Genomic DNA, 24,184 nt, shown 5'->3' with positions numbered 1-24,184 from the left:
TCAGTTCAATTCTTTTTCAGCAAGTTTCATTGCGGCTTCTATTGAGTCATCCATATCAAAATAAGCATATTGCCCTAAACGTCCCCCAAAAAGTAAGTGAGGATATTGCTGCGATTTCTCTTTGTATTTATTGTATATCAGAGTGTTTTTAGCATTATTGATAGGATAATATGGTTCGTCGTCTTTAGCGTATTCTCCAGGGTATTCTCGGGTAATTACAGTTGTAGGTTGTGTCCCGAATTCAAAGTGTTTATGTTCAAGAATTCTGGTGTACGGCACTTGTCGTTCATTGTAATTAACAACAGCGTTCCCTTGGAAGTTATCAATCTCTAAATGTTCATGTTCAAAGTGAAGACCTCTATATTCTAATTTACCAAATTCATATCCGAAGAATTCATCAATGCAGCCTGTGAAAATTACTTTATTAGCTATAGAATCAAAATATTCTCTATTTCCCAAATAATTGGTATTTAGCTTAACCTCTATACCAGAAAGCAAACCTTCTATAAGTCTATTGTATCCTCCAATTGGTATTCCCTGATAAATGTCGTTGAAATAATTATTGTCATAAGTAAAACGAAACGGAATTCGCTTAATAATAAAAGCAGGGAGTTCGGTTGCTGGCCGACCCCATTGTTTCTCGGTATATTCTTTTATAAACGTATAATATATATCATCACCGCATAGTTTTAGAGCTTGCTCTTCAAGGTTTGCAGGTTCTATTATATTGTTATATTGACTTCTCTGTTCTTCAATTTTAGCTTTAGCCTCGCTAGGAGTATTTACTCCCCATAGTTTACTAAAGGTATTCATATTGAAGGGAAGGTTATATACTTTTCCTTTATAATGAGCTAGAGGTGAGTTTATATAATGATTGAACTCTACAAAAGAGTTAACAAATTTCCATACTTCCTTATTGCTAGTATGAAAGATGTGTGCACCATATTTATGTATATTGATGGAGTTGATATTGTCACAATAAATATTCCCTCCGATATGTTTACGCTTATCAATAAGTAAACAAGATTTCCCTTTTTGTTTAGCAAGGTAAGCAAAAACAGCACCGAAAATACCAGTACCGACTATCAAGTAATCATACTTTTTTTGAGTCATTATCCATATTCATTTCTGCGCATAAAGGTAATGAATAAATACGGATATAATAAAACAAAAAAGAATAAGGATGTCCTGCTATCAGAGAACACCCTTATCCAAACTAGTATACTTAGAAAAGATTGTCTTATTCTACACCTCCACCCAGAGCTCTATACAGGTCTGAGGTAGCTTGAAGTTGTTGAAGTTTATCACTCACTTGATTTAATTTAGCTTGCAATAGACTTTGTTGAGCATTTATTACTTCCAAATAGCTGCTTATTTCTCCATGAGTAAGCAATTCTTTAGTATCAGAAACTGCTTGAGACAAAGACTCTACTTGTTTTGCTCTAATTTCATTTTTACTAAGAGAAGACTGGTATGTGTAAAGTATGTCAGAAACTTCTTTTCCTGCACTTAAAACAGTTTTCTCAAAGTTAAGTAATGTTGCTTGCTCTTCAGCTTTCGCTACTTTCAATTGAGTAATTAATTGTTTTCTAGCAAAAATAGGTTGAGTAATACCTCCAATGATGCTGGCAGCCAGATTCTCAGGTTTAAAGAAGTTGCTTAAGCTAGCAGCTCCATAACCAACAAAAGAACCCGTGTTTAAGTTTATTGAAGGATAGAAACTAGCACGTGCGGCATTCGTTAATTCAAATGCAGATCTGAATGATAGCTCAGCTTGTTTTACATCAGGACGTTTAGATAACATTTGGAAAGGTATTCCATGAGCCAGATCCTGAGGTACATTTTGCCCCTCAAGCGTAGTTCTTGTAATACTTCCTGGCTTTCTACCCAACATCAAACAAATTGTATTTTCTAATTGTCTGATATTACTTTCCAGATCAGGGATAGAAACTTGAGCTGAATATACACTAGCTTTCATCTGTTCAATAGAAGCTCTGTTTAACAGACCTGAGCTCATCATAGCCTCCATTGTAACAACGCTTTCTTGCATCAAATCTATCATTTCATATGTGACTTTCAACTGTTCGTCTAAAGCCAACAATGCATAATAAGTATTTGCAATATTTGCAATCAATGAAGTCTGAAGCAAATTACGTCCTTCGTAGCTATTTAGAACATCTGCATATTTAGAGCGTGATTGACGATTAAGCTTTCCCCATACATCTAATTCCCATGAAGCCGCAATACCAAGAGAGTAAGTCGTATTGTGGTATCCTAAGACATCTTTTGTGCCGCTTTTGTCTACACTGCTTCTGTTGTGTGTTGCAGAACCTGCTAATGCAATATTAGGGAAATATGCAGCTCTTGCCATTCCTAATGCAGCTTCAGCTTGTTTAACACGCTCTTGTACAATGCGCATATCGTAGTTATTTACTAATGCTTCATCTATAAGAGCTTGAAGAGCAGGATCATTAAAATAATCCCTCCAAGGAATATTTGCAATTGTAGTTGTATCTGAAGGAGTCTCATCTCTGAATAAGTCAGCTGTGTCAACTTCCGGAGTTTGATACTTATTCACAATCTGACAGGATGAGAATCCTATTGAGAGCATTGCTCCCAATAGAATTGCACCTTTTATATATTTATTTATCATATTTATTTGCTTTTGTTTATAAACTCATCATTAGAGTTGATCATACCTGATTTGCTAAATTTATCCTGAATAGTTTGGAATATAATATACAATGATGGTATAACTAATACTCCAATCATAGTACCAATGAACATACCTCCAATAGCACTAATACCAATAGAGCGGTTACCTATGGCACCAGCTCCAGAAGCAAGGAATAGAGGTGTGATACCCATAATGAATGCAAATGATGTCATTAAAATTGGACGTAAACGAGCTACAGCTCCATTGACAGCAGACTCTACAATACTCATACCCTGTTGACGACGTTGTATTGCATATTCCACAATCAAAATAGCATTCTTTGCTAATAGCCCAATAAGCATAATCATTGATATTTGAACGTAAATATTATTTACTATACCTTGAGATAGTCCAAAAATTATCAAGAATATAAATACTCCGGCCAAACCAACAGGTAGAGAGAAAATAACAGCAAGTGGTAGAATGTAACTTTCGTATAGAGCACATAGTAGTAAATATACAAATATCAAACAGATACCAAATATCAGTATCATTTGGCTACTACCGCCAGCCTCTTCACGCGTCATACCTGCAAATTCGTAACTATAGCCATCAGGGAAGATTGATTTATCTTGGTACATCTCCTCAATAACTTTAATAACATCCCCGGTACTTTTTCCTTCTAGCATGTTAGGTACTATCGTTACGTCCATAGACTGGTACATGTTAAAGCGGTTTAGTGTAGGGGGAGCAGTAACATCTGTAAAATGTATGAACTCGGTAATAGGAGCCATCTCTCCTGATGCTGTTTGTACAAAAATACCATTTAGGTCATCCATCGTACGTCTATATTCAGGAGCCGCTTGTGCCATAACTCGGAATTGCTTACCATATAGGTTGAATGTAGATATATAAGAGCTACCAATGTTTATCTGCAATGTTTGCATTACCTGACTAAGGGTTAGACCTGCTGCTTTAATTTTTGGTATATCGGCTTCAATCAATTTCTGAGGGAAGTTAGGGTTAAAGTTGGTCATCGCCATCATTACTTCATCTCTTCCATTCAGCTTGTTCACCAAGTTTGTTGTTATCTCGTAGAACTTATTAATATCTCCACCCATACGATCTTGTAATTGCATCTCAACTCCAGCTCCAAGACCGAAACCTTGTAGGGTAGGAGTTGCTACATAGAAGAATGTAGCATTTCTAATATGGCTTGTTTTCTCTTTCAATATAGCAGAAACTTCGCCAGTTGATAATTCACGTTCACTCCATGGCTTCATTCTAATGATGACAGTTCCATATGAACTACCTAGGCCACTCATGAAGTTAACTCCCGTAATGTTAGTAACGGTTTCCACACCTTCTATTTCGCTTGCTATATCAACAACTTGTGCAACGATAGAATCTGTTCTTTCTAGAGATGCTCCAGCAGGCAGTGTGATAAAACCAAGTACACCTCCACTATCCTCATTCGGAACGAACCCTGTTGGGATCATTTTCATCAGTCCAAATAAAATAACAGAAGAAATAATTATAATTGCAACAGTGATCCAGCGATGTCCTTTTTTACCTAAGAAGTGCAGTGTGTTTTTATACTTACGAGTTGCACTATTGAACATCACATTGAAGTAGTAGTAAAAGCGTTGTATAAAGCTTTTTTTCTTATCTTCTTCACTGTGAGCTTTTAAGAATAAAGCACAAAGAGCCGGACTCAGAGTCAATGCGTTTACTGCAGATATTAAGATCGAGATAGCTAGAGTTAACCCGAATTGTTTGAAGAAAATTCCGGATGTTCCTCCAATAAAGCTAACAGGCACAAACACTGCAGACATAACTAATGTAATAGATACAATAGCAGGTGCAATTTCTTTCATTGCTATGATTGTTGCTGCTTTTGGATCTTTTTCTCCCGCATCGAGTTGGGCATGGACGGCCTCGACGACCACAATCGCGTCATCGACCACAATACCAATGGCGAGTACAAGAGCAAATAATGTAAGTAGGTTTATTGAGAAACCAAACATTTGCAAGAAAAAGAATGTACCTATAATTGCGACAGGTACAGCAATAGCAGGAATAACAGTTGCTCTGATGTCTTGTAAGAATACGAAAACAACGATAAATACTAAGATAAATGCTTCGATCAAAGTTGAAATAACCTTATCTATAGATGCATCCAGGAATTCACTAGAGTCCATCATGTAAGAAATCTTAACCCCTTCAGGGAAAGACTTTTCAGCTTCAGCTAATACAGCTTTTACATCATCAATAACTTCACTTGCATTTGATCCTGCTGTTTGGCTGATCTGCATGAAGACTGCATCGTTACCATTCGTTTGAGATATTACACTATAGTTAAGTGAACCTAATTCTACTTCAGCAACATCTTTTACTCTTAAGATTTGCCCATTTTGAGAGCGAACTATAATGTTTGAAAATTCTTCAGCAGTTTCTAACTTTCCTGTATACTTAAGATTGTACTGAAAGGATTGATCTGCATTTTGTCCAATTTCACCAGGAGCAGCTTCTATATTCTGATCTGTTAAAGCTCCAATAATTTCTTGAGCTGATATTTTATAAGATGCCATTACATCCGGTTTCAGCCAGATGCGCATTGAGTAATCTTGTGATCCAAATACACTGGCACTACCTACACCATAAACACGTTTGATCTGAGGTAAGATGTTGATGTTGGCGTAATTCTGAAGATATTGTCCATCGTAGTCAGGATTATTTGTAGTCAAAGTAAATCCTAAAATTGTACTGTTCTGTTGTTTTGCAACAGTAACTCCGATTTGACTTACTTCTGCAGGAAGAATAGGTGTAGCGCGTGCAACTAGATTTTGTACGTTTACGGCAGCAATATCCGGATTGATTCCTTGTTTAAAGAATATACGTATAGTTGCCATACCATTATTCATCGCTGTAGAGGTCATATATGTCATACCTTCCACACCATTGATTTGCTCTTCTAATGGGATTACTACACTATTTTGTACTACATCCGCATTCGCTCCCGGATATGTAGCTGAAACCTGTACGGTAGGAGGTGCAATATCCGGATATTGCTCTACCGGTAAGGTAGCCAATCCGATTATACCCAATACTACAATAATAATGGATATAACGGTCGATAATACCGGTCTTTCTATAAATGTTTTTAACATTGTTTTCTTCTTTTATATTTATATATCCAATAATTATTTAGCAATAATTTTTTTACCGTTTGATAATGTGATGATACCATCTTCTACTATGCGATCACCGCTGTTAAGACCTTTGGTAACAACATATTCTTTCCCATCAGGTGTAGGAAGAACTGAAATCATTGTTTGTACTACAGAATCTCCTACTACTTTATATACTAGATATTTATCTTGTTGTGTAAATGTTGATTTTTGAGGAATAACCAATGCATTCTCATAATATTCAGGAATTGATATATTTCCACTAAACCCACTTCTTAACACTCCATTAGGATTAGGGAATTCTGCTCTTAAATTAACACTACCTGTAGTAACATTAACTTGTCCTGAAATTGTTTTAATTTTTCCTTTTTCAGAATAAACACTTCTGTCTGCCATAATTAAAGAAACTTCAGGAAGATTATTTATTTTTTCAGCTTGTGTATTTCCTTCAAGGCCTTCTAGTAGTTTGAGAAATTCTTTTTCATTTAAAGAGAAGTAAGCAAATACATTGCCTATACTAGAAACAGTAGTCAGTAAGTTTGCAGAGTTTACTAAGCTTCCTGTACGATAGGTGATAGTACCTACTACTCCATCAACAGGGCTGGTCACTGTTGCCCAACTTCTAGTTTCTTTTGCATTGTATAATGCCGCATCAGCTTGAGCTTTTTGAGCAAGGGCAGTTTGGTATGTATTCTCGGCAGTTTCTAATTGGACATTACTAACAATTCCTTTTTCGGCAAGAGGTCTTATTCTGTCGACATTTAATTTTGCAGTAGCCACTTGAGCATCTGCGCTTTTTACGGCAGCTTCAGCTGTTTTAACAGCTTGTGCTGTTTGAGGAGAATTGATTTGGAACAATGCCTGTCCTTTTTTTACTACAGATCCTTCGTCCACATATATCTTTTCGATGAATCCGTCTATACGAGGTCTTATTTCAGTATCTTCCTGTCCTTTTACTGTAACAGGAATAACAGTTTCTAACTGTGCATTCTGACCAGTTAATACCTTCGTCGGATATTCTTTGGGCGTATTGTCAGTCTCCCCAAAAGGGTTGGAACTCTTGCTCCCGCAAGAAACCATAACCAGTGATAGAGCTATTGCTCCTAAAACAATCTTTTTCACGTTCATACCTAATTAATTATTTTGAATATTTTATTTTGTTTTGTCTATTTTATCAATCTCTTTCAGTAAATTTTGTAATTGGGCTTTTAAAGCTTCTTTATCTATATTCTTCATAAATATTTCTTGAGCTTCTTTTACTTTCAATATAGCTCTTGTTGATATATCTGTTCCTTGTTGAGTGATTTCAACTATGCGAGCTCTTGTGTCGGTTTTACTTTCCTTTCTGTCTATCAACCCTTTTTTTTGCAAGTTTCTCAATATTGTTGATGTAGTCATGGGATCAATGTCCGTAACCTGAGAGAGAACTATTTGTGTTGTTTCTATATTTAGCTTTTTTAGATGATAAATAGCTCCCAGTAATTCTAGTTGAGGTCCTGTCAGACCAAATTCATCAAGAATTTTAAGTTTACCTCTTTGCCATATTTTAGAGATCCTCCATATCAAATATCCAATATCTTCATTTGATGTTTCTGTTAGGCTACAATTATCGTTCATTTTGCTAAGTAGAATTAATTTAGCTGCAAATATACTAAGTGTACTTATAATAAGTGATGTTTACTTTTGGCTAAATCTGTCTTATTAACAATTTTTATGTAAACTAATGAACAATCGTTCACTTATTTTAAGTTTGCTTTTCTTAAGTGTGTAGTTTCCTGAATATAGATAAAAAAGTATGAATAGTATATAAAAGAAAAGAAGCCGAAATTTTTCGGCTTCTTTTACTTTTTTTATATTCCTAAATCTTTGCAGATAAGTTTAATTTTTTCTTCAGTTGCAGCATCTACAGAATCAAAGTCTTCCCTGTTTTTTAATTTAGTGTGAACTTCTATATAAAACTTAATTTTGGGTTCTGTTCCTGATGGACGAATTGAAATTTTAGTTTTATCTTTTGTAAAATATTGTAGAACATTAGATGTTGTAGGCATTTCTAATGTATATTCCTCATTAAGTTCCAGATCTTGGGCTTTGAGGGTTACATAATCTTTAATCAAAGTTACTTTAGAACCAGCTATTTCTTTAATTGGGTTTTCTCTAAAGTTTTTCATCATTCGTTCAATTTCTTCAGCACCGCTACGGCCTTCTTTAGTAACAGAAATTCCTTTTTCTTTAGAGAAACCGTACTCTACATAAATGTCTTGCAACATTTCGTAAAGAGTCTTTCCATTATCTTTAGCCCATGCTGCGATCTCTCCGAATAGAATAGCTGCTGAAACAGAGTCTTTGTCACGAACAAAATCTTCGGCAAGGAATCCGTAACTTTCTTCTCCACCTCCTATGTATTGACGTTTGCCTTCAAGTTCGCGCATAACGGCTGCAATCCATTTGAATCCGGTATAACACTCAAACATCTCTACACCGTTTTTCTCTGAAACAACTTGTGTTAATTCGCTGGTAACAATTGTACGAACTGTGTATTCTTTACCTGTTAGTTGTCCAAGTTCTCTCTTGCGAGTAATGATATAATATATAAGGATGAGCATTGTTTGATTTCCGTTCAGAAGGATAAACTCGCCTTCGTTGTTACGGATAGCTGCTCCAAAGCGGTCAGCATCGGGGTCTGTTGCAAAAGCCAGATCTGCATTTGTTGCTACTGCTTTTTCTAAAGCCATCTTCATAGCAGCTGGATCTTCCGGGTTTGGAGATATTACCGTAGGGAAATCGCCACTTAATACATCTTGTTCCGGTACATGGATGATGTTTGTAAAACCACAAGCTTTTAAAGCTTTAGGTATAATTGTAGAACCTGTACCATGAAGAGGTGTGTATACAATACCTATTTCGTTATGTCTCTTGATAGAATCGGGAGATAAAAGAATAGTCTTAAGATCTTCGATATAGGCATTGTCCATATCCTTGCCTAAGATTTCGATAAGATCTTTAGAACCTCCTTTAAATTTGATGTTCTCTACATTCACACGGTTAACTTCCGCAATAATATTCTTGTCATGAGGGGGAATAACCTGTGCACCATCTTCCCAATAAACTTTATAACCATTGTACGCTTTCGGGTTATGTGAAGCAGTAATCATAATACCACTTTGGCATCCTAATTTGCGAATTGCGTATGAAACTTCAGGTGTAGGACGTAAGTCTTCAAATAAATATGCTTTGATACCATTAGCTGAAAGAATCTCGGCAGATATTTCTGCATATTTACGACTATTGTTTCTACAGTCGTGTCCGATAACTACTTTAATTTGTTTTAAAGATGAAAATTCTTTCAATAAATAGTTTGCTAATCCTTGTGTAGCAGCACCTATCGTGTAAATGTTAACACGATTTGTTCCAACTCCCATGATGCCACGAAGGCCTCCTGTTCCAAATTCAAGATCTTTATAAAAAGCTTCTATTAAAGGTGTTTTATCCTCATTATCCAATAATGCTTGTACCTCTTTTCTGGTTTCTACGTCATAGCGGTCTGAGAGCCAGTTTTGTGCCTTAGCCGTTACTTGCATTAGCAAATCATTATTTTCCATTCTATTTTGCTTTATATTATTATGTTAACATATTCTGTTTTATCGTAAAAACAAAAATAGTCTTTTTTTTTAGATTGTCCCCTATATGTTTTAATAAACAAAATTAAAAGACATTCAATAAAAAGGGAGAAATTAATTTCTCCCTTTTTCCTTAGATTCATTTTATGATTAATCTGTTTTGTATCTAATCTGATCGAATAGGAATGGAAATATATCCTTATCTACTCCATGTTGAATTAGTATGTCCTTATCAGAGTTGTATAAGGCCTTGAATTGGTTAAAGTTATTTTCAAGATAGAATGCTTGCTGATAAAATGTAATAGCTTTTTTGTTATTCGTTAGACATAGCTCTACATGTCCTGCATTAAGATAATCATGCACGGTTGGCTTTTTAGCTATTATTTGTTCATAATATTTTTGCGCTAATTCATATTTCTTGAGTAAGAAGGCTGTCCAAGCAATAGGACGAAATGCTTTAGTTCCTTTTGAGTCAAGAAGCTCAACTTTGAAATAAGTATTTAATGCTTGTTCATAATCATTGAGCTCAAGGAGGCAATGTCCAATATTTAATTCTATATTAATGTTATCGGGAGTTAGTTTCGCTGCTTTTTTATAATAATCAAGAGATAGTTGAGTTTCTTTCTTTACTCTGTAAAGTTGAGCTATACGTCTGATGATCCAGGAATTGTTAGGATTTAATAAATTGGCTTGAAGGTAGGCTTCAAGGGCTCCATCAATATCTTCGAGCATCTGTTTGCTATATCCTATTTTTTGCCAGATGTCTTCGCTGTTTTTATCTATATTGATTAATACTTCAAATAAATTGAGTGCTTCTTTGAAAAAATTCTTATTGAAACAGAATAGGGCTATTTTTTTGATATTATCAATGTCTGAAATAAGAGGATTTATTGCTTTATTATCATAAAAATCTATTCCAAGTTTGAAGATATCCAAGAAGTGTTGCTTGTACGGATTTAATTTGAAAAAACGGTATAAATCTTGAATATATTGGTTTGATACAATTTCATCATCAATTGTAGGATTCAAAGCCTGAGCTTCTTTTTGCAGTTGCTTTATCTGTTCAGATTCTTCACCCATACGTCCCATCATCATATCACGTTGTGCTTGAGGTATCTGAGAAAGGCTCAAACAGAAAGAATATTTATCGGAGTTGCACATGTGACCTGAATCTAAAACAGCCATTTTTAGTAAGTTATTCTCTTTGCCCTCAGGAAAAAGAGATGCTATCTCAGAGTAGGAAGGATCGAAAGGTAAGAACCAATTACTGATTTCTGAGAAAAAAGGGAAATGTTTTAAACTGGAAAAAGTAGAATGAAATACATCTGCACCTTCCATCTGAAGGTTAGAGTATTCTTGGAGTTTTTTACCTAATCCTGATTCTTCCAATTCTTTTTGCCATTCAGGATTCTTTTCGGAGAAATCGGAGTCACCCATCAATTCTTCCATATTTAATTTTCGCCCTGCCAGATTGTTAAGTTTCATCATTTCGGGGAAAATTTCTTCCTTGATTTTTCTGCTTATCTGTTCAGTTTCTCTCGAACGTATCAATTGTATAACAACTCGAGATACTGCTTTTCTGAACTCTGGGTTTTCAGACATGATTAAAAGCTGACTTTGAAGCTCTGGATATAGTTCCCATCTATTGTCATACATTTGCAACGTAACTACTAGTCCGACTATAGCTCTGGTTCTCAGTTGCATGGTTTCGGATTGTGTCATCTGCATTAAGACTTGAACCTTTAACGAGTCAAAGTAGTGAGATAAACTCAATGTAATTGCTGAAAGTAATAAACTTTTTTCTCTCAATGGAATTTCCGGATCATTCAAGAAAGATAAATAATCTTCATAATCCTTTTGAGAAATTCGAAGAGACGCATATACAAAATAAAAGATATCAGAAGCTATACGTTCTCTTTTTACAGATAAATCTCTTATTTTAGCTTTCTTCTCTTCGCCTTCTTCGGTCAGATCTAGTAGAGAAATAGTTCCAACTATATCTTTTATTTGGCTTGTGTATTCGTTTAGTGAGTTATTTTTGATAGAATTGATACGATATTTTTGATAAAAAATATTGGAAGAATCAGTTTTCAATAACTCATTAGTTATATCATCTGTCAACTCATATAGAGATCTTAGTAAATTGTTGTAAACTTTTTCGCGCTCAGGGTCATTAACTCCTTCAAATAAATAATGAAGCATAAACTTATAGTTTGTTTCATGCTCATTAACGATATTCGTGAATTTCCAATCCTGCAGATTTACAGTTAATTTAATTAATAAAGTAAAAACATCTTTTAGCTGCCTTTTTGACAGATTTAGGAATATCTCTTTTTTTATTGAAAGTATTTCTTGACTATTCATCTTTCTTATAATCTATAGATTAGTTAGTTAGTATTAGTGTGGAAGGGGCTTCTTTCATTAGTTTTGGATTCCGAGAATCAAGTTCCTCCCAACTGTTGAGACTAATCATAATTAAATCTTGTTTTTTCAATATATCACTGTCAACCGGTATGTTATTATTCCAAAGCTGAAACAAATAAGGGTTAACAGATTTTATTGCTCTGACCGATTTTGTAAACTCCATCGAGTTATCAACCAGTCCAATAGCATCCCATAGAGTTATCCGAACATATGAGTTTTCTGCTAAGCGTTGCATAAAATCTCCAACAAATAGGTCGTTCTCATTCAATATAGGGACAAAAATATTTTTAATGTCTACTAATCCTTTATCAATAAATATGCCAACAGGCATATCGCTTTTGTAAACAATAGTTCTTGTGTTCTCATCAAGCGGAGCAGTCAACATTCTACGCCATTTTTTCTGATTGCCAAGTTTTGATAAAAGAAAATTGGGTATATGTATAACTCTATTTGAGAATTGAAGAATCTTTCCTAGTAAATTATCAGAAAAGATAGATCCTTTATAACCTACAAGTAAGAAGTCAAATTCTCCTTTATTTGCAATTTTTGCAACACTTGTACTTGTATCTCCAGCAACTTTAAAATCGGCGATAATATTCTGGTGTAAAGAATGAGCTTCTGCCATTACAGGTCTGAACATATCTTCTTCTTCTTCCTCAATGGCATACTGATAAAGAAGATTTCCCTCAGAAATATGTAGCATTGTCAGCTCAGATGTAGCCTGACGTTTTCTAATAAAACTATTGGCTAGTAGTAGAAGTTTTCGCCCCATTTCGGCAGTACCAAAATAAACCAGTAGTTTATATTTCTTATCTTCTTCTGTCGATTGGTTTATTTTAGATTTGAATATTTTATCGATGAGGTTGAGAATTGGAGACGTCATAAATGTTGTAACCAAAGCCATAACCACCATCATCGCAAAAATTTCAGGAGTTAATATACCTAAATCTAACCCTATATTTAGAACAACAAGTTCCATCAAGCCTCTTGTGTTCATCAATGCGCCTATAGTTAAGCTGTTTTTCCAATTTTGACCAACAAATCTAGCTGCAAAGGCACTACCCATCATTTTCCCTACAACAGCAAGACCTATAATAGCTAAACAGGCATACCACAGTCTAGGTTCATTCAGTAACCCAATTTGAGTTCTGAGTCCGGTATAAACAAAGAACAGAGGGAGTAATAATACAAGTGATACATCCTCTATTTTCTCTGTAAATAGATTTCTGAAGCTGATATTTGTTGGCATTATAACTCCGGCAAGGAAGGCGCCAAATAAGGCATGTATCCCGATAACCTCAGATGCATAAGCTGAAAGAAAAAGGACCAAAAATATGATGCTGATAAGGGATCTACTTAAGAAACGGCTGGAAGCTTGTAATTCAACTATTCGCTTTAAAAAAGGGCGAACAACTTTGAACATGAATATTATATAGATAATAGCCAGCAGTATAATAAATAAAGCACTGGCTACAGAGCCTGCATTTACAATGGCAACGACAGTTGCAAGTAAACACCATGCCGTAATATCATCAATAGCTGCACATGTAATGATTGTGCTTCCTAAAGGCGTTTTATTTATTCCTCTCTCATGAATAATTCGAGCCATCACGGGAAAAGCAGCTATACTCATTGCTATCCCCATGAAAAGGGCAAAGGGCAGAAAATCTGTATTTGTGTGAGTAAACTCACTATATAAATAATAGGCCACAGCTACTCCTATAGTAAAAGCCACAGCAATACTTGTATGGCTTATCACAAGGGCACTATTCGCTTTATGTTTTATCGTTTTTATGTTCAGCTCTAGGCCAACAATAAACATAAATAGCAATAATCCTATTTGGCTTAGAAATTTTATGTTCTCTAGGGATGATTCGGGAAAAAGAAAAGATGATACATCAGGGAAATACAAACCTAAAATTGAAGGACCTAATACTACTCCTGCAAATATTTCTCCAATAACAGTTGGCTGTCCTATCTTTTGACAGATCCAGCCAAAGACTCTGACTGCAAGTAGTATGACTACTATTTGTAATAGCAATATTGCTAGAGGTCCAGCTACATCATTACTCAGGTGTAAGAGAAAATCTTTCCACGGAGTGGCTTCTGTAGCTAATCCATATACATTAATGTTCTCCGTAAAATCAGATTTACCTTGTTTGATAATTAAGTAAACCAGTAACGAGAAAAAACTTATAATTGTTATATAAAATGTTATATTTTTATATTTCTTCATACACTTAAAGACATGCTCATAGCATAATTCTTATTTCTAATGCAAATATATAACTAAAAAGAAAGATAACGACAATCTAAAAGATTCATGTTTTGACTTTAATATGTATATTTGAAAATAGATTTAATGCATTTGATGGACAAAAATATTATTATTTATATAGAATAAATAAATTACATACATGATACTTAAAGCTTTAAAATATACTCGTTATAAAGGTGCTCCTCGCAAATGGAGTATTGAAGGACCAAATAATGATTACGCATATTTTGACAATATAAATTTGCTGGTAGGCAAGAATGCCTCAGGTAAAAGTCGCACATTAAGTGTTATGCGAGAAATTGGGAATTTATTCTCCGGAAGAATAAATCTTAAGGGTACAATAAGTCCCACTGAAAGTTTTGATCTGATATTCAAAAATGAAAAGGGAAAGTATAGATATGTATTAGAATATATAGACCAGAAGGTGGTTTCGGAAATTCTATATGTAGATAATAAGAAGATAATTGATAGAGAAAAACAAATATTAAAATCAATAAGCGGAGAAGAACTTCATTTTGAAGTGGAGGATTATGAATTATGCATATCGAAATTGGATGAGGATGAAAAACCGTATTATGAAAAATTTGTTTTATGGGGGAATACCTTGCGTAATTATCTGTTTGCAAATCAAATAGAAAAAAATAGTCTGGTAAAGACGTATACACAGCTCGATGATGAAGATCCGGGTGACGAAGGTGCTGACTTGTTAATTTATACTTTTCATCAAGGATGTACACAGTTTGGAGAACCTTTTATAAAAGAAGTTATCTCCAATATGGAAGAATTAGGGTATTATATTACCGATGTCTGTATCCAAGAGTATAACGGGAGATATGGATTGTCTATTGAAGAGGATGGCAAATATGCCGTTTCTCAAAGGGATATGTCACAAGGTATGTTTAGAGCTCTTTCTTTATTTATAATATTGACATATGCTAAAATGAGCAATTTATCAGTCTGCATTTTGATCGATGATATGGGAGAGGGGCTAGACTTCGAAAGATCGAGAAGTGTGATAGATATGGTTGTAAAAAAAGTAAACAGGTCTAACATGCAATTTTTTATGTCTTCTAACGATCGGCAGGTGATGAATCATATTCCTATTCGATTTTGGTCTGTAATAGAGAGAGAAGGCTGTAAATCGGTCTTTTATGATTACACAAACTCGAAAGAGACATTCGAAGACTTTAGATATACAGGGTTGAATAATTTCGATTTTCTCACCACAGACTTTTATCGTAAAGGGTTTGGTCTGATGGATGAAGAAGATGATGATAATGGAGGTATATGAGAAGAATTGCTTTTTTTGTAGAAGGGCAAACTGAGCAGATTTTTGTAAATCGCTTGATAAAGGATATTCTGGGTACTACACAAATTAATATAATCCAGAAACAATTTCGTGGAGGAGTAAATATTCCTAAACAAGAAATTGTGAGAAATTCTTCATACTCCCGAAATCCCAAATATGAAATTTTCCTTTTCGATTGTGGTTCAGATAATAGAGTAAAATCAGAAATACTAGACAATATTGAGAGCCTAAGAAAAAGAGGTTGTGAAATGATTGTCGGACTTCGAGATCTATATCCTCTTTCTATTGAAGACTTGGAACGATTAGAAAAAGGATTAAAATTTTTACCCAATAGGTTGAAGAATGAGCGTCAGTATTTTGATATAATTATTGCAATACACGAGATAGAAGCTTGGTTCTTGGCAGAGACTAATCATCTGAAAAAGATAGATAAACGTCTGACAGGACGTTTTATAAAGGAGAAACTAGGATTTGATCCATATTTAATCAATGCTCAGGATAGGGTACATCCTGCCAGAGATTTAGATAATATTTATAAGCTTGTAGGGAAGTCGTATACTAAACGTTATAATATGACCACCAGAGTGGTAAATCGTCTGGATTTTAACCGTATTAGAAATGACTTGCGTTATGATATTCAACCCTTGAATACGCTGATTTCTATTATAGAAGATTTTAAGAAAAAAGATAACCGAAAAAAGTAGCATTCTATAGAATACCTATAAAAAGAGGATGTGTCATAAGTATAAATACACCCTCTTTTAGTGCTATCAATCGTTATATTTTTTATCTAGTTCTTTATTTATTTTTTGAATCATACATTTCATACTCATTCCATATATTTTTTCAAAATCATCAATCCCTAACCACAGTTCTTTAAACTTTTGAACTCCATATCTTTCAATTAGGTATTGTACAAGATAACCAGATTGAATATATGCTATTTCAATTTCTTTAGATTTAATACTTGGAAATTTAGTTAACGAATCCAATTCTAATAGTTTATTGTTTTGATAAAAGTTAGCAAATGCCTTCTCAAGGGTTCCGTCATAGAGGTCTTCAGCTTCAGGATCTGCGTATACGGCCAGACCCTCCGCCAACCAATCAGGATGCCCAATATAGTTTTTTATCAAAGGATTCCATTTTAGGCTAATTATCATATGCATGAGTTCATGCTTCAGTACTTTAGGGATACAACATATCATATTTTGGGGAACATATTCGTCTTTCAATATGGAAATACCCGAGATTCGTCCTCCTGCATATTTGATCATATCATCCTTGTTACAAACTAATACTATATAAATAGAATCATTGAGATCAGACTCACCTATCAATTTCAAATTATGCTCTATATATCCTTTCGTTATTTCAATTATACTATCCCTTGCAGTTGTGCTTGATTTAGGATCAATGAAATATCTGATACTTCCATCTGTTTTAGTTATTTTGTCCTCTAAATGAGTTACAGTTGAAAGAGACCAATCTTTATTTTGAGAATCAACATTGTAACTGTATAATAATAAAAAAGATAAGAACAATATTAATTCAATTTTTTTCATAATAGTAAAGTTCATTGCCTCTTGGCTATCTGTATTTTTTACTCTTTACTTATAGCTTTTTTTATTCCAGCTAAGTTATCATTGAATTCAGCCAATTGGGCAATAACCTGCCCTGCCTGATTGTTTTGATCGATGCCTGCAAATTTATTATTCTTATTAAATACTTCTTTAATATGTTTCCAACGGGATTTTTCCTCATTGCTTAACAATCCTGCAATTTCTTTTAATTTCAATAAATTTGCTTCACTGTCAGAGGTTAGGGTTTGCGACTCACTTTCGTAATGAGTAAGGATAAGCTCATCTATCTCTTTCTTATTCATTAAAGGTACGATTTGACTTATCAATTTATTCATATTTCTGTACGAACCTTGCAACTTAAATGCCGGCTCTATGCGATAAGAATCTTGGGTAGCTGCACTGGCAATATAATTTTGATTAACCTTAAGAACAATATCTCTTATTATCAAAGAATTTTTAACGACAGCAATAAAGTCGTCAACCTCTTGCTGAGTATGATTTCCTTCTAGGTCGGGCATCATTTCACTCTTCGTTTCAATATAGTTTACCAGATTGTAGAAGTCGTTGAAACTTTTGCTGGCTATCTTTTGCAAATATGGATTTTCTATGATCGAGTTTTCAAGTAAGCTTAATTTAAACAAACGATCAGAGCCACCGATAACATCACCAAGATTGTACACATCGGCACGATTGGCCAACATGTCGGGTATCTGAAATTTGTCGCCACTCTCGGTGTAGGGGTTACCTGCCATTACTACACAGAAGCGTTTTCCCCTTAGGTCGTATGTCTTACTTTCTCCTTCGAATATTCCATCCATTTTGCGCTGTCCGTCGGCAAGAGAAATGAACTTTTGCAGGAATTCTGAACTACAGTGTTGAATATCGTCTACATATAACATCACATTATCTGCCATTTCGAAAGCAAGATTTATCTTTTTCAATTCTTCTCTTGCTCCAGAAGTTTTAGCTTCGGCAGGGTCTATTGATGTGATTGAATGACCTATTGTTGGGCCATTTATTTTTACAAAGTTTAGTCCCATAACATTTGCCAGATATTCCATCAATGTTGTTTTACCATATCCCGGAGGAGATATTAGTAATAGCATTCCCATACGGGCTGTACGTTTATTATCACCTGCTACACCAAGCTGCTTAGCTAGATTGGCTCCGATAAGCGGGAGATAAGTCTCATTGATTAACTTATTCCTTACAAAGGATGTTAATACTCTAGGCTTTAATTCATTAATTTTTAATGATTTCTTGTACGAAGAAACGAGCTGATCTTTCAGTTGGGTAAATTCATTGAACGTAGGGACACTTACATCAGTGAAATTAGTCAGTTTCAGAATAAATTCATGAAAATCAACCTCGTAAATGTTATTTATAATAACAGGATGGCTACCTCTTAAATCTTCAATTTTGACACTATCAGGGCTTCTTCTCATTTCGAACTGATGCTCTTTGAGTAGAAGTTGACAAGATGTTTCTCCTACATATTTTATGTATTTATTGTACTTGTCGGACAAGTCGATAAAAGACAATAGCCAGTTGCGTGTAAGGTAGAATCTCTCAACTATACTGAATGATTCCTCAGCAAGGTCAGCTTCAAATCTTTCCGATAATTTTTGTTTTTTCAAATAAGCATAAAACTCTTTCTCCAACTCCTGAGATTGTTCTGTAACAGTAAATGCCGAAGAATTGGAATACTCTTTGAAGAGATACAATGCGATATGTTTCGCTTTCATTTTAGAGAAACTAAAATGTGTATTCCACTGCGTGAATCGCTCTTCAATCTGCTTGATTACATACTCATAATTATTTGAAGCAGGAAAAGCTTTTAGCACATTATTGGCAGAAACTATAAGTCCTTTTAGTAATCTTTTCTCTTCAGCTTCTACGCTATTCCAGAACAATTGTGCAGCAACACGTATCTGTGGACGGAACGATAGAACTCCCAGCTGCTCATACACAGACCATATAGCGTTATATATATTCAGCGCATCAAAATCGTGTACACCTTTAAGGTAAGATTCGGAATAGCTTTGTTCTACCTTATTTGTAATAAATTCTTTTGCATCGAAACTGTCTGACTTTAGCCTTTCTTCAATAGCCAGATATGCTAAATATTCGCCACGATATACATCTTTGTTCTCAGAAACCACTTCCTGTTCCCAGATATCTTGGTATGTATTTATTTTAGGGTCTTGTAGTTCTTGATAAAAACTGGTTCCTGTGAGGTGATAGAGGAGACGATTGTCGCGTCTAACAACTGTCAGATCTAGAGATTGTTTGTTTACTGCAAACTTATAATTTCCTAATGCAATAATATTTTCTCCATCAGCAAACAATTCAGATTTATCTTTTAAGATACGAAGGGCATCTTCGAGTGAAGTTTTTAGGCTGTTTTCCAAATTTTCAGCCTTTGAGATATCACCAAGATTCTTCAAGTCTTCAACCAGCTTGCGAACTTTATCCACCATCAAGTCGGTAGAATAGAAGGCTTGAATCTCCTCTTTCGATTTGAAAGATTGAGCTTTGTTTTCTACGTTTTTGAGGACTCTTAGACCTATTTGTTCAAGAGAAGATGTTCGTCTATTGATCTGCTCTATCAATTGAGCCTTTCGGCTATCAAAAGCTTTTACAACCTCATTCCGTTTGTCAGCTATAACAACAATAAAATCGTCAAAGTCCGCAAATTTACTTTCCAGTTCTTCTACCTGAACGCTAACTTTGGTGAAGTATTCATCACACTTTTCGGGTGACGTAGCTAGTTCCAGATAGTTTACAATACTCTGTTCTAGCAGTGTTAGTTGCGCCCTGAATTCTCCTATTGCTTCTTTATTCTTAAGAGAGTCTATTTTCTTTTTCAATTGAGCTCTAACTTCATTCAGCGAAGCAAAAATTAAAGATATTTTCTCTATGATTTTTGTCGTTTGAGTAGTGTCTTCAATCTTAAGACTATTCAGAATATCAATCAATAACTCTAATTCAGAAGAAATAAGTTTACAGTTATCCTCTATCTTGTTGGCATCTATAACTTTCTCTACTTGTTCAATTGCTTTTCGCTCTGTTTCTACCTTTTCCTGATAAGGGATAAGTGCTTCGGGTCTTAATAGAAATTCTACAGTTTTCTCCGACAGCTTAGTACCGGTCGAAATTAAAGTCTTTTTTAATTCTTCTGTTTGAACTGTATCAATGTATCTTACATTGTTCAATTCGATGACTTCTCCTTGCATTTTGCGCGTTTCGGCAAGAAGCTTGACTAACTTATCTAGTGTATCGAATTTTGTGTTCTTGATGGCGAACAGTAAAGCTTCTACTTTATTCTCTGTTGATTCAAGAGTTTCAGTCGCATGTTTTTTCTGTGCTTTTACTTTTTCAAATTCGTCTATTGCTGTGTTGGCAATATCTTTTATTTCAGATAAAGGTTCTGCCAATTTGTAAGTTGCATTGTCGGATATCCAAAAATAAGCATCTATTATGTCGTTCGATTTCTTTACGATATCTTCATAAAGTCCCTCGTAAGTATCTTCTTTATTAATTAAGTGTATGACCTCTTGAGATTCGGCCATCGCTTTGACAATGTCTTTATTGCCAATCTTATATAATATATTGTCTTTTTTATCTTTATTTTCTATCAGTTCGGTAGAGTAGGGAGTTCTCCATATCTGAACCTGATGATGGCGAGTGGCTTCCAATTCGGAACGGAAGAAAATTAATGTCCCATCTCCGAAAAGTGTATGCCCATTACAGATGATTGGAGTTTCTACCTGTTGTTTAATAATGTTGTAAGACATTATTACATATACATTTCGTTCGTATTGGTAGAACATATACAAGAAGTCTTCGCCATTGGGCGAAGCTACTTTCCGAAAGAATTTTAGATTGCTTAACTCGCTATCGAATATTTTGTAATCCCCGTTTTGTAAATAATATCCATTAGGGAATATAATTCCATGATTATCAGGTAGGAGTATTCCTGAATTATTTAAGGTTTCAATATTCTTGACTTCCTTTGTTCGGGTATTAAATACAAACGATCTGAAATCTTCTTGATAAGGTTTGATTCTGACAAGAATAAGATTTCCTAGGTCAGCATAGTAATAATCTGCATCATCTAGCTGCTGGTCTTTATTTTCAACTTTTTCAGAATAAATTCCTTTTCCAGTATGAGTGTTGTCTTCTATCTTGAAAGTAATATCTCCGCCTACAGCTTCGATAAATACTTTATCTAAAATAGAAACATGCGGGTGGGTTCCTAAACGACGATCCTCCAATGTTGTTTTTATCCACTTGAATTCGTGTTGGGTTGCATTGACTACTTCATGTATGCTTCTGTCATCTTGGTATATAAGTTTATTGTTCTTTATCAACCATTTGAAGGCTTTCAGATCATCTGCATTTTTACTAGTCTGAAAAATCATGTATAAATAATTCTCAGTCTTTCTGAATCTGGAAAAAATAGAATCTCTATAATACTTGTATAGATTCTTGTAATCTGTTATAAATGCAGGATCATTAACTAAATCTAACGGTTGAGGAATAAACTGATTGTTCTCGAATAGATAGATACTGAAAACATCACTCAGTTGTATATCAGTACGTAGCCCGAAATGAACATTGTAACCAAAAATACAAAGATTTCCTAAGGCTAATATTCCTCTCGAAACACAGTTGTTCTCTGTCGTGATTCGTTGATTAGCCAATAATGAGAGGTCTGTTGAAGAGAAGACTTCTTTTCTCGCTTCATTCAATGAATTTAGTCGGGAAGATAATTCATCTTTCTGAGTGTGGAGACGTTTCCTTATTAGTTCGTAAGTGCCGGCTTCTAAAGTTTCAACAGTTTTATTTTGATTCAAATCTTGCATAATATATGTGAGATTTTTAGTTTTAGTCAGTTTTATGTGTTGTTTGATTTATATAAATCAAACTGATTTTACAAGGAATAGCAATTTTATTCCTAATTATGTTTGTATCCTTTTGAATAGGATAATTTGATTTGTTTTTAGAATAGGGCGGGGATACCCGCCCACTCAATATTGAAAGTGAAGGATGTTATCCTAGTTTTTTATTCGAAATTCCGGCAGCTTTTGCCATACTAAGAAGGTTGCTAAGGAAGCCTTTATCTTCCTTGTCGGTAGTTTCGCTTTGCATTTTTAGAATAAGAGCTGCAATGCTTAGGTTCTTAATATCATCAGTTGTAATGCCTGATTTTTCGGCGAAGTATCTGATACGATCCATTAAATCACCACTAGATTCTCCGTCACCAAGTAATGCTTCTTTGATCTGAGTAGCATTTGAACTTTCGTTAACCAAGCGATCGAATCCTTTTGCATTAGATATTTGTTTAACAATATTTTCAAAGAACATTGTTTCACCACCAACGATATCAATATCCGCATTCTTAAGCGCTTCAGCCAATACACGAGCTTGTGCATCTGCAATATCTTTTTGAATATTGATTTGAGCCAACTCGACATCTTTTTCTTTCTGAAGAGCAAGCTTGAATTCTTCGTGTTCTTTACCCACTCCGTCAAGTTTCTTCATAGCCTCAGCTTTCTCTTCTATACCGGTTGCTTCAGCAAGTGCTTTTTCGCGAGTAACTTCGGCTTCAACAAGACCATCTTTTTTCTTCGCATCAGCCTTGGCTTCTATTCCAACGGCTTCGGCTTTGGCCTTTTTCTCGATGATGGTAGCTTCCATCAATCCTTGTTGTTCCAATGCATCAGCTTTGGCTTTGATTACTTCTGCTTCTGCAAGGCCAAATGTAGCATCTTCGCGAGCTTTAGCATCAGCAAGTATTTTGCGTGCCTCGGCTTGTTTTGCAGAAGCTTCTTTCTGAGCTTCTGCTTCGATAAGTAATTCTTTTGCTTTTTCTTCTGCTGCTAACTTTCTGGCTTCAGCATCTTTTACTGTTTCTATTAGTCGTTGTTCAGCAAGCTGACTTGCTTCTGTAATACCAACTTGTTTTTGACGGTCGATAGTTCTGAAAGCTTCAATGTCTTGCATGTTTTGCTTTTCTTCTACAACGCCTTTTTCTAGCTGTACACGTTCGCGAATAACATCCTGAATATTCTTTTTCTCAATTTCGATAACACGTTCTTTCTCAATCTGCGATAGTGTAACGATTCTTTCTCTTTCAGTTTGCTCCAAAGCTCTGTCTTTTTCTACACGCTCTGTTTCAACTGCATCTGTACGTTGCTTGTTTTTTGCAGCAATAATAATCTGACGAAGTTTATTCTCTTCCTGAACGGCAAGGCTCTCTTCTGTAGTGATTCTTACTGTTTCGGCTTTTAGACGTTCTTCTTCTCTTACTTTCTGAATTTCAGCCTCTTCACGAGCCTTGATGTTATCTATTTCTCTTCTTTGCTTCTCTTCTTTCTCTGCAAGTTGTCTTTCTAATTCGAGAATAGCTTCACGAGCTTCTACATTTTGCTTTTTGATTACCTTTTCTTCTTCTCTACGGATAAGATTCGATTTTATGTTTTGAGCAGTAGTGAGGTCTGTAATCTTCTTGATCCCTTCTGAGTCAAGAATGTTATCTGTACTTAGATATTGTAATTCAGTTTGCTCCAAATAGTCAATCGCACAGTCATCAAGTACGTATCCGTTAAGGTCTGTACCGATGATGTTGATAATTTCGTCACGGAATTCTCTACGCGCTTCGTATAGCTCGATGAAATCGAATTTCTTACCAACAGTTTTAAGAGCTTCAGAAAACTTAGCTTCGAATATGTCATTCAAAGTAGATATATCGCTGGCACGAGATGTTCCGATAGATTGAGCTACGTTGATAACATCGTTTACGGATTTATTTACTCGCACGAAGAATGCGACTTTGATGTCAGCACGGATATTATCTTTACAGATAAGTCCATCGTGTTCCATACGCTCTATCTGCACTTTCTTGAGAGAAATATCCATAATCTCCATTTTGTGAAGAATAGGAACAACAATCATCCCTTTGTTGAATGCTACTTTTGTACCTCCTACACCTGTACGTACAATGGCTTTTCCCTGAGGAATTTTTTTGTAGAACGAGGCTAAAACTCCTCCTATAACGAAGATGAAGAAGAGTATGGCTCCTACAATAATTACAATAAGATTTATTCCTTCCATAATAAGTTTT

At 34.9% G+C, this 24,184-nt stretch carries 13 protein-coding genes; 2 read left to right on the top strand and 11 right to left on the bottom strand.

Annotated elements, in window-relative coordinates; all coding sequences use genetic code 11:
• The 8 genes from glf to DHU68_RS07390 all read right to left on the bottom strand — a co-directional run bounded on the left by glf (nt 1) and on the right by DHU68_RS07390 (nt 14,124).
• Complete coding sequence (glf, locus tag DHU68_RS07425; protein ID WP_108822345.1) at nt 1-1,113, bottom strand: UDP-galactopyranose mutase; 1,113 nt, start codon at nt 1,111-1,113, stop codon at nt 1-3.
• 127 nt (nt 1,114-1,240) lie between these two features.
• The gene (locus tag DHU68_RS07420) at nt 1,241-2,653 is read right to left on the bottom strand and encodes an efflux transporter outer membrane subunit (RefSeq protein ID WP_108822344.1); all 1,413 of its coding nucleotides are present in this window, start codon (nt 2,651-2,653) and stop codon (nt 1,241-1,243) included.
• 2 nt (nt 2,654-2,655) lie between these two features.
• Complete coding sequence (locus DHU68_RS07415; RefSeq protein WP_108822343.1) at nt 2,656-5,826, bottom strand: efflux RND transporter permease subunit; 3,171 nt, start codon at nt 5,824-5,826, stop codon at nt 2,656-2,658.
• A 33-nt stretch (nt 5,827-5,859) separates the two neighbouring features.
• The gene (locus tag DHU68_RS07410; RefSeq protein WP_108822342.1) at nt 5,860-6,975 is read right to left on the bottom strand and encodes an efflux RND transporter periplasmic adaptor subunit; all 1,116 of its coding nucleotides are present in this window, start codon (nt 6,973-6,975) and stop codon (nt 5,860-5,862) included.
• 24 nt (nt 6,976-6,999) lie between these two features.
• On the bottom strand, nt 7,000-7,464 hold the full coding sequence (locus tag DHU68_RS07405; RefSeq protein WP_108822341.1) for a MarR family winged helix-turn-helix transcriptional regulator: 465 nt from the start codon (nt 7,462-7,464) through the stop codon (nt 7,000-7,002).
• A 233-nt stretch (nt 7,465-7,697) separates the two neighbouring features.
• Nucleotides 7,698-9,446 carry a phospho-sugar mutase gene (locus DHU68_RS07400; protein WP_108822340.1) on the bottom strand — a complete coding sequence of 583 codons (1,749 nt, stop codon included), beginning with the start codon at nt 9,444-9,446 and terminating at the stop codon, nt 7,698-7,700.
• Nucleotides 9,447-9,614: 168 nt separating this feature from the next.
• Complete coding sequence (locus DHU68_RS07395) at nt 9,615-11,828, bottom strand: hypothetical protein (RefSeq protein WP_108822339.1); 2,214 nt, start codon at nt 11,826-11,828, stop codon at nt 9,615-9,617.
• Between the two features lie 19 nt (nt 11,829-11,847).
• Nucleotides 11,848-14,124, bottom strand: coding sequence for a cation:proton antiporter (locus tag DHU68_RS07390; protein ID WP_108822338.1), 2,277 nt, complete (start codon nt 14,122-14,124; stop codon nt 11,848-11,850).
• 181 nt (nt 14,125-14,305) lie between these two features.
• On the opposite strand from DHU68_RS07390, the gene DHU68_RS07385 reads away from it, so the two are divergent.
• Nucleotides 14,306-15,457 (top strand): AAA family ATPase, encoded by a 1,152-nt coding sequence (locus DHU68_RS07385; RefSeq protein ID WP_108822337.1) that lies wholly within the window; start codon nt 14,306-14,308, stop codon nt 15,455-15,457.
• Nucleotides 15,454-16,179 (top strand): DUF4276 family protein, encoded by a 726-nt coding sequence (locus DHU68_RS07380; protein WP_108822336.1) that lies wholly within the window; start codon nt 15,454-15,456, stop codon nt 16,177-16,179. Before DHU68_RS07385 ends, DHU68_RS07380 begins: the two co-directional genes overlap by 4 nt.
• Nucleotides 16,180-16,245: 66 nt before the next feature.
• Here the strand turns inward: DHU68_RS07380 and DHU68_RS07375 are convergent, their stop codons facing one another.
• The 3 genes from DHU68_RS07375 to DHU68_RS07365 all read right to left on the bottom strand — a co-directional run bounded on the left by DHU68_RS07375 (nt 16,246) and on the right by DHU68_RS07365 (nt 24,174).
• Complete coding sequence (locus tag DHU68_RS07375) at nt 16,246-17,037, bottom strand: peptidase MA family metallohydrolase (RefSeq protein ID WP_160111100.1); 792 nt, start codon at nt 17,035-17,037, stop codon at nt 16,246-16,248.
• 38 nt (nt 17,038-17,075) lie between these two features.
• Nucleotides 17,076-21,923, bottom strand: coding sequence for a DNA repair ATPase (locus DHU68_RS07370; RefSeq protein ID WP_108822334.1), 4,848 nt, complete (start codon nt 21,921-21,923; stop codon nt 17,076-17,078).
• Nucleotides 21,924-22,110: 187 nt separating this feature from the next.
• Nucleotides 22,111-24,174, bottom strand: coding sequence for a flotillin family protein (locus DHU68_RS07365; protein ID WP_108822333.1), 2,064 nt, complete (start codon nt 24,172-24,174; stop codon nt 22,111-22,113).
• Nucleotides 24,175-24,184: the final 10 nt, after the last annotated feature.

This window comes from Dysgonomonas sp. Marseille-P4361 (assembly GCF_900343125.1).
Lineage (GTDB): Bacteria > Bacteroidota > Bacteroidia > Bacteroidales > Dysgonomonadaceae > Dysgonomonas.
Note: the sequence above shows the minus strand (reverse complement) of the source record. Positions and strands in the feature narration are given on the sequence as shown.

Bases quoted from the DNA above. Each gene is read 5' to 3' on its own strand.
- glf (WP_108822345.1), bottom strand. From the start codon at position 1,113: ATGACTCAAAAAAAGTATGATTACTTGATAGTCGGTACTGGTATTTTC.
- DHU68_RS07420 (WP_108822344.1), bottom strand. From the start codon at position 2,653: ATGATAAATAAATATATAAAAGGTGCAATTCTATTGGGAGCAATGCTC.
- DHU68_RS07415 (WP_108822343.1), bottom strand. From the start codon at position 5,826: ATGTTAAAAACATTTATAGAAAGACCGGTATTATCGACCGTTATATCC.
- DHU68_RS07410 (WP_108822342.1), bottom strand. From the start codon at position 6,975: ATGAACGTGAAAAAGATTGTTTTAGGAGCAATAGCTCTATCACTGGTT.
- DHU68_RS07405 (WP_108822341.1), bottom strand. From the start codon at position 7,464: ATGAACGATAATTGTAGCCTAACAGAAACATCAAATGAAGATATTGGA.
- DHU68_RS07400 (WP_108822340.1), bottom strand. From the start codon at position 9,446: ATGGAAAATAATGATTTGCTAATGCAAGTAACGGCTAAGGCACAAAAC.
- DHU68_RS07395 (WP_108822339.1), bottom strand. From the start codon at position 11,828: ATGAATAGTCAAGAAATACTTTCAATAAAAAAAGAGATATTCCTAAAT.
- DHU68_RS07390 (WP_108822338.1), bottom strand. From the start codon at position 14,124: ATGAAGAAATATAAAAATATAACATTTTATATAACAATTATAAGTTTT.
- DHU68_RS07385 (WP_108822337.1), top strand. From the start codon at position 14,306: ATGATACTTAAAGCTTTAAAATATACTCGTTATAAAGGTGCTCCTCGC.
- DHU68_RS07380 (WP_108822336.1), top strand. From the start codon at position 15,454: ATGAGAAGAATTGCTTTTTTTGTAGAAGGGCAAACTGAGCAGATTTTT.
- DHU68_RS07375 (WP_160111100.1), bottom strand. From the start codon at position 17,037: ATGAAAAAAATTGAATTAATATTGTTCTTATCTTTTTTATTATTATAC.
- DHU68_RS07370 (WP_108822334.1), bottom strand. From the start codon at position 21,923: ATGCAAGATTTGAATCAAAATAAAACTGTTGAAACTTTAGAAGCCGGC.
- DHU68_RS07365 (WP_108822333.1), bottom strand. From the start codon at position 24,174: ATGGAAGGAATAAATCTTATTGTAATTATTGTAGGAGCCATACTCTTC.